At 41.1% G+C, this 1,801-nt stretch carries 1 protein-coding gene; it reads right to left on the reverse strand.

Annotated features, from left to right (window positions below; translation table 11 throughout):
- On the reverse strand, positions 1-1,676 hold a 1,676-nt coding region (locus tag K5Q34_RS11645), incomplete at its 3' end, for an IS1182 family transposase (RefSeq protein WP_253214129.1).
- Between the last annotated feature and the right edge of the window lie 125 nt (positions 1,677-1,801).

Genomic DNA, 1,801 nt, shown 5'->3' on the forward strand with positions numbered 1-1,801 from the left:
AAAGAGACTGGGCAAAAACTAGCCAGTAAATAAAAAACACAGATAGATTCAAGCTGATTCTGATGAAATTCAGCCGAACTGTCTGTGTTTTTCTTTCTGCTTCTACTATCTTGGACTAATTTCTTAGCCAATTTCGTGAGATTCATGCTCATTAGGAGGAATCCTATCTCAGTTTCAACCACCTTTTGACCTCTGACATGGACTCTGCGCACGCCAAAAACACCCTTCATCCTACCAAATACAGGTTCGACATCCACCTTGCGTTTGGCATAAATGCGGGCTCCCTCTTTACTTGTCAATTCCTCTTTGACTAAGTTCTTGAAATAGTTCCACATAGGATTATACTGAATTTGTTTGAGGTTTCCTTTTTCTGTCCGTGCTAATTGGTCTAACTCTTCACTAGCTTGTACAGGATCAGCTTCGTAAATCTTAATATCTTTCTCAAACCCATTCTGCTCCGTTCTTCGTGAATAATTCTTGAATGAATACACAACCCCATCTGGCTTTATCCACTGGTCAGAATCTTCTAAGTAAGTCCAGTTTTTAGGATTGGCATCACTCTTCTTATAGCTTTTCTTCTGCTCTTTCTGATATGTTCCGTAGGGAATCAGAGGTGTTTTCTCCAGGTCATCAAGGATAAAGCTGTAATTTTCTTCACTACCATAACCTGCATCCGCGACAATGTGTTGAAAGAGTTCTAAGGTTTGGATGGATTGAAGAAATGGCTTGAGTGTACGAGTGTCAGTTGGATTCGGATACAATCCGTAAGCTAAGGCAAACTGGTTGTTTGTACCAAGTTGGAGGTTGTAACCAGGTTTGAGCTGACCATTCTTCATATGATCCTCTTTCATCCGCATAAATGTTGCATCATGATCCGTTTTAGAGTAGGAGTTTCGCTCTTGTAGAATCTGTTTATCTCGTTCGTACTTCTGTTTCCGAACAAGAAAATCCTCTTTCAACTTTCTCTTGAGTTTCTTAATTCTTCTTCGTTTCTGTCTGTTGGCTGATCCACCTTTAATGACTTTAGGCTCTTGTGAGATAGCCTTTTCCACCTCATCTAGTACTTGTTCGGTCTCTTGTAGGAGTTGGTTTAGTCCCTCGCTAGTGAGGCATTCTTCCTTGGACAAGGCAGTATTCACCCCTTCTTGAACTAGCTTGTCATAGAGGGCTGAAATGTTTCCATTCAAGGCATCTTCATAGCGTTCAACGGCCTTTCTCCACGTGAAGGAATACTTATTGGCATCAGCTTCTACCTTAGTCCCGTCAATGAAGAGAGCCTCATCTTCAATCAAGCCATTCTCTCTGAGGAGGAGAGTGAAGTAGATGAAGGCAGTTTTGATGAGCTGATTGGCGTGTGTGCTAGCCCGAAAACTGTTGATGGTTCGATAACAGACGTAGGTATCCTGACTCAGCCATTTCATAGGAATGACTTCTTCATTCATTTGAACGATTTTTCGACCAGAGAATACCTGGCGAGCATAGGCGAACAGGGTCATTTTGAGCAACATGGCTGGATGAAAGGCAGGACGACCTGTGTGAGAAATTTCATCTAGTAGAACAGGTTGAGGAATGGTATCCACAAACTGACTAATCAGACGAGCCTCATGCGTTGCAGGTAAGTCCCAAGCAATATTTAATTCCAAACTTAACTGATTTGTGTTATACTGTTTATACATTTTCATGCCTTTCTAGTTGTTTTGTCGTTATTATAATTATAAAGCATGAAATGGAAAACGAGCAACTCCTAATTGGAATTGCTCGTTTTTTTATATGTGAGCGGCTAGTTTTTGCCCAGCCTCTT

Origin of the sequence: Streptococcus sp. 2018110 (assembly GCF_019754115.1) — a bacterium.
Lineage (GTDB): Bacteria > Bacillota > Bacilli > Lactobacillales > Streptococcaceae > Streptococcus > Streptococcus hashimotonensis.